The organism is Puniceicoccaceae bacterium (assembly GCA_040224245.1).
In the GTDB taxonomy this organism is placed as follows: Bacteria; Verrucomicrobiota; Verrucomicrobiia; order Opitutales; family JAFGAQ01; genus JAKSBQ01.
Genome location: JBEGIR010000069.1, coordinates 1 through 5,181 on the forward strand (window position 1 = coordinate 1; position 5,181 = coordinate 5,181).

The following is a 5,181-nucleotide window of genomic DNA, read 5'->3' on the forward strand; positions in this document are numbered from 1 at the left end:
GAGGTCCGAATTCTCTCCCGACGCATCGGGACTACGGAGGGAAGAAGGAACGCGGCTACGGAAGAAGGAACGCGGGTATGGAGGACTCAGAGGGAAAATCCGGAATCATTGGCAAATGTTATCCCAATGCGTCGGGGACGCATTCGAAAGCATTGGCCGTAGGCGAATTCGGCAGAATTCGGAAGCGTTGGAGTGGCAGGGTGCTGCGAACGTGTAAGAGGTCCGAATTCTCTCCCGACGCATCGGGACTACGGAGGGAAGAAGGAACGCGGCTACGGAGGGAAGGAACGCGGGTATGGAGGACTCAGAGGGAAAATTCGGAGTCATTGGCAAATGTCGTACCAATGCGTCGGGGACGCATTCGAAAGCATTGGCCGTAGCCGAATTCGGAAGAATTCGGAAGCGTTGGAGTGGCAAGGTGCTGCGAACGTGTAAGAGGTCCGAATTCTCTCCCGACGCATCGGGACTACGGAGGGAAGAAGGAACGCGGCTACGGAAGAAGGAACGCGGGTATGGAGGACTGCAGAGGGAAAATTCGGAGTCATTGGCAAATGTTATCCCAATGCGTCGGGACTAACGCGCTTGAACTGCGAAAAACAGGAGGCACCATCAAGTCTGGAGAATCTGAACGATGACACTGCACCCACACCCTGCAGATCCATCCGAGACGGCTTACATGCGGGTGCGGAAGACCAAGTTGCTCAATTTGGTAATGATCGTGTTCGAACGCACGGAATCAAAGGCATCACCGACCCAGATTGTATCGGAGGTTCGAATGTGATCCATCAGTGCGGCGTATTCGTTGTTGACGAGCACCCCCATGAATTCGCCCGTTTGTGCGATCACGAGATCTCCGCGCGAGGGTGAAAACTCGCCGAACAATTGACTGATGATCTTTCGATCCATCTCGAGCGCGTAGCTGAAGTTCGGATGCACCTTAAAGGAAGATTCTCCGAAGTAATTGTTTCGGGCATCAATCACGACAGCCTTGGGAAAGCGGAATGGTTCAAGCACCAACGGATACACCTTGAGTTCGCTTCCCTCGATCAGTGCCTCGTCGATCGGGATCAGCATGATACGTGGATCCATGGACATGAACTGCACCTTTTCAGGCACAATGACCCGGTCCCCAACCGTGATGGCGATCTCGACAGTGTCGTAGTTTGGGGTGATCTGGCTCAGGTCAAACGGGGTGGACTCCGTGTGCAGGATTGCGTAGGTTTGCTGACTGTCGCGGATGAGGATGGTGTCGGCCTCCAGCGTCTTACTGCGATCCTTAAAAATGCCCGGGAAACTGGTGTCAAAGCGCACCTTCACCCGGTTGCGCTTGTATTCGGTAAAGAGCGCGTTCGGGGTCTTGGGCTGCAGTTGTTTGATTTCCTCCTTGATTTCAGCTGACGTTCCGGCCAGCACCTTGACGCCTTCGGTGAGCGACTCGGCCCGGCGTTCGGCCACTTCGCGCTGCTGGCGTTCAAATTCGATTTCGAGACGGGTGTTCTCGAGTTGCTGCGCGATGAGTACCTGGCGTGCTTCGGCCACCTTCAGCTCGGTTTCAATTTGCTGTTTTTCCTGGGCGAGACGCTCCTTCTCTTCCGCAATTTGGGAAACCGTCTGCATGGACTGTTCGAGATCCTGCTGCTGGGCTTCGATTTTTTCCTGAGCCAGCCGCAAGCGTTCGCGCTCGAGAATGTTCTGCTCGCGCAGACTGAGCAGATTTTGTGCGAGGTCTCCCTTTTCCTGCTGCAGCATTTCGCGCTGTTCCATGAGTTCCTGCTTCTGCTTGCGCTCCCGCTCAAGCATTTGCTGGGTTTGCTCCAGATTCTGGTTGGTATTGGCGAGCAGGGACTCCTTCTCTTCGATGGACAGATTGGACTGCTCCAGCTCAGCGGCGAGGGCGGCCTGTGCCTCGCGTTCGGCCTGCAGGGAAAGTTTGAGAATATCGACCAGTTCCGCTTCGGGACTGAGCACCTCACCTTCGGCTTCGACCTCGGCACTGTCGTCCGTGACAGGTGCATCGAAGCGTGCCAGGGCCAGCAGGCTGAGCAGCAGGAAGTCGCAGATGACAAGAAGTATGCTTCGGTTCATGACGAGTGTAGGGCTAGGGTGTCCCGGTTGCGGGTTATTTCAGCTTGAGGGAGGCTTGCCGGTGTACTGGCGCGTCCACTTTGATTTCCATGATCAGCTGATTGCGGTAGGGACGAACGTTGAAGATCTTCAACACGGCCACAAAGATGATGCCAAACAAGGTGGAGGCATAGGCGGCCATGAGGCTGGCCTCAACAATGTTGAGCGCGAGCATGATCAGGGACGCCACGGTGCCGCCCAGCCCCACGTAGAGTCCGCTGTCAAAGAGATTGTCCTCATTGTCAATGAGCCGCAACTTGATCTCGGGAGCGATTTCCAGTTTTTTGATTTCCTGCAGACGCACCCGCGAATAGGCGTAGATGGCAATTTGCAGGATGAAGAACAAACCGAGGATCAGCAGGGTCACCTGGTCGATATGCATTTGATTCATAACGTCGGATTTCAGATTTTCAAAAGGGTTGGCGGTGGCGATTCGCAGCTGGATGGGATCCGGTCGGGAATCTTCCTGTTTCAGGAATTCGGGTTCGAGTGAGAGCCATACACTGATCGCGAAAGCGACGGCGATGGCGATGTTGCCCATATTGGCAAGAAAGGAAGCGACCCAGCCGCGATAGTTCGAACGGGTGCCGTTTACCGCGAGGCGCAACAGAATGATGAAGCAGAGTCCGGCGGTGAACAGCAGCAGCAGTTTCATCACGGCAGTCAGTCGCGGATTGTCGATGGTGATGCGGTAGAGTGAGGTGTCGAGCAGTGCCTGCTGCAGCGTGTCAAAGGAGTGATTCCATGCATTGGGGCGGTAGATTGGCAGTTTGCGCTGAAAGAGCAGTGTCAATGCTCCATCGCCGTAGGTGACGGCTTCTTTCAGGTCTACCAGTGCTTCATCTCCGTAGCGTTCGACAAACTCAAAGACCGCTGCCGGATTGCGGTGCAGCAGCAGGGTGGTGTAGAGCAGGGATCGCTGGCTGGGAAACTGGCGAAAGAGCGCGGCGGTGCGAATGAGGGCCTCACTGCTGTCAATGATGCGCATGAGTTCGCTCAGGGATACCCACTGCAAACGTTTGCTCAGGGTGAGTGTGGCGAGATAGACCTGCTCCATTTGTTCGATAGCCTGTGTGGAACCCTGCATGGCACCGCGTGCGAGGTTGGCCAGCTCGGCAGCAAACTTGCGTGGAGTCTCCTCCGCCTGGATGAGCAGTGCGATCGTCAGAATCGCAATATCGGTGGGCGTGCCTGAGGGTTCGCTGACGGGACTCAGGATCACGGTGCCCTTGAGTTGGCGGGTCTCCAGGATATCCTGCACATTCAGATTGCGACTGCGGCTGAGAAAATCGGCAATATAGTCGCGGTGTCGGCGGGGTGTGAACAGCTCCACCACTGTGGTGGGTTTGGTGTAATCTGCTTCCTTCAGGTCGAGCCTGCGAATGATCTCCTCGACGTAGGGGGCCGAACCCCCGGAGAAGTAGTAGGTCGGATTTTCACGTGCGAGTTGGTACAGTCGATCCTGCATCGACAAACCATCCACCGCATAGCTGAATTCGAATACCGGGCTGATGCGCCCAAATCCGGTGAGTTCTGTTGCCAGGTCTTCGACCTGTTGGGTCGATTCCCCCGCTTTTTCGACCAGTCTTGGTGCGATGCCCCGAAAGTAGAACGGACACACCATGCCGAGCAGCAGGGTGATGCCCCCGGCCAGCAGAAAAACAAGGTAAACGGTCGTAGTCTTCAGTGTGCGGTTCACAACAAGGCGGTGAGTCCATGGCGGCTCCGTCTAGCTATAGACCCTCCCAGTGAAAATGCATTCAAACGAACTTGCAATACGCAAACGGTCGAAGCTTGGCTTGGTAGAAAGTCGGGAGAAATGTCCCGATGCGTCGGCGTGGGACTGCACCCTGTATTCACCACACCTGCGAATATCCGCACGGCTCAATGTCGGCTGCGTTGAGCGAAGAGACGACGCAGGGATTCGATATAGGGCTCATCGGTGCTGAGCACCATGGTATCGATTCCGCTTTGCTTGAGTGCTTGATCCCGCAGTCGCGCGTGGCGCAGGGTGAGCTGGCGATACTGCTCGCGTGTGCGGCGTGAGTGGGTGTTGATTTCGAGAATCTGCCCGGTTTCCGCATCTTCAAACTCCACATATCCCACTTTGGGTAGTTCAAACTCGCGCGGGTCGGTCAGCACTCCACAGATGAGGTCGTGTTTCTGCGCCACCAGGCGCAGGGTGCGGTAGAGCGGATGGCGCGGATCCGTTTCGGGCACTTTGTCGGAAAAGTGAAGAAAGTCAGAGAGCAGAAAGATCACGGATCGCTTGCGCATCATCTTGAGCACATAGCTGAGCGATTCCACCATGTCGGTAGAGCGCCCTTTTGCCTCAAAAAAGAGCAACTCGCGGATGATGCGCAGCACGTGTTTGCGTCCCTTGCCCGGCACGATGAAGCACTCGATGCGATCCGTGAACAGGATCAGTCCCACCTTGTCGTTGCTGCTCATGGCAGAGAATGCGAGCACGGCGGCCAGTTCGGTGGCGAGTTCGCGCTTGGTCTGGTGCTGGCTCCCAAAACTGCCAGACGCACTGAGATCGAGCATGAGGATCATCGACAATTCGCGTTCCTCACGATATTGTTTCACGTAGGGTCGGCGGGAGCGGGCAGTCACATTCCAGTCGATCGTGCGCACATCGTCACCGTAGGCGTATTCCCGAACTTCTTCAAAATCAATGCCGCGCCCCTTGAACGCACTGCGATACGAACCCGACAACGCCTGGTTCACCAGTCGCCGGGTCTGGATTTCCACCGCGCGCACCTTCTTCAGCATGTCCTGGGTTCGCTTTTCCATGATCGTGGCAGCACGCTAGCACAGGATTTGCTCCAGATGCAAGCGACACGGTGCAAGCACCCCAGTTCCCTCCAACCCAATTTTAGAAGAAGAATAGAACCACAGATAGCACAGAAACCACAGATTTTCTCCCACCGTTCTTACCCCCTCTGTGTCATCTGAGACATCTGTGGTCAAAAACCACGTCCTGCTGGAGGAATAAAGAATGGAACCACAGATAGCACAGAAACCACAGATTGTCCCCCGCCGTTCTTACCTCTC

At 55.7% G+C, this 5,181-nt stretch carries 3 protein-coding genes; all 3 read right to left on the minus strand.

All coding sequences use genetic code 11. The annotated features are described in order from the left end of the window. Positions 1-672: 672 nt before the first annotated feature. The 3 genes from ABQ298_11250 to ABQ298_11260 all read right to left on the minus strand — a co-directional run bounded on the left by ABQ298_11250 (position 673) and on the right by ABQ298_11260 (position 4,920). Positions 673-2,085 carry a hypothetical protein gene (locus ABQ298_11250; protein ID MEQ9824951.1) on the minus strand — a complete coding sequence of 471 codons (1,413 nt, stop codon included), beginning with the start codon at positions 2,083-2,085 and terminating at the stop codon, positions 673-675. 34 nt (positions 2,086-2,119) lie between these two features. Beyond that, entirely contained in the window at positions 2,120-3,823 is a 1,704-nt protein-coding gene (locus ABQ298_11255) for a hypothetical protein (protein MEQ9824952.1), read from the minus strand. A gap of 185 nt (positions 3,824-4,008) precedes the next feature. Next, positions 4,009-4,920, minus strand: a complete 912-nt coding sequence (locus ABQ298_11260) for a DUF58 domain-containing protein (GenBank protein MEQ9824953.1) — start codon at positions 4,918-4,920, stop codon at positions 4,009-4,011. Between the last annotated feature and the right edge of the window lie 261 nt (positions 4,921-5,181).

Coding starts and splice junctions, on each gene's coding strand:
- ABQ298_11250 (MEQ9824951.1), bottom strand. CDS start 2,085: ATGAACCGAAGCATACTTCTTGTCATCTGCGACTTCCTGCTGCTCAGC.
- ABQ298_11260 (MEQ9824953.1), bottom strand. CDS start 4,920: ATGGAAAAGCGAACCCAGGACATGCTGAAGAAGGTGCGCGCGGTGGAA.